Origin of the sequence: Paenibacillus xylanexedens (assembly GCF_007676705.1) — a bacterium.
Classification (GTDB): Bacteria; Bacillota; Bacilli; order Paenibacillales; family Paenibacillaceae; genus Paenibacillus; species Paenibacillus xylanexedens_C.
Genome location: NZ_VEBF01000457.1, coordinates 1 through 254 on the forward strand (window position 1 = coordinate 1; position 254 = coordinate 254).

1 protein-coding gene is annotated in these 254 nt (G+C 46.1%); it reads right to left on the reverse strand.

The features are described 5' to 3' along the window. Nucleotides 1-243: glycoside hydrolase family 38 C-terminal domain-containing protein (locus tag FS628_RS33335; RefSeq protein WP_369008919.1), on the reverse strand; the 243-nt coding region annotated here is incomplete at its 3' end. Nucleotides 244-254: the final 11 nt, after the last annotated feature.

Here is a 254-nt window from a genome sequence, read left to right on the forward strand (position 1 = left end):
ATGTGTTGGGGGTTGGAGTGGGGGAAATGGAATTTGGAATGTTGGCTTGGAGGTGACGAGATGAATTGGGAAGCGAAGTTTGAGAAGGTTGTGATGTTGATTGGAGTTGAGGTGTGTGTGGAAATGAATTGGGGGTGAGTGATGATAGAAGAGGATATGTTGTGTGATTTGGGATTGATGTAGGTTGGAGTGGAAGTGGAGGAGATGTTTGGTTGTACGGGTGTGGAGGAGGTTTTTGTGCAACAGTTGCAGTT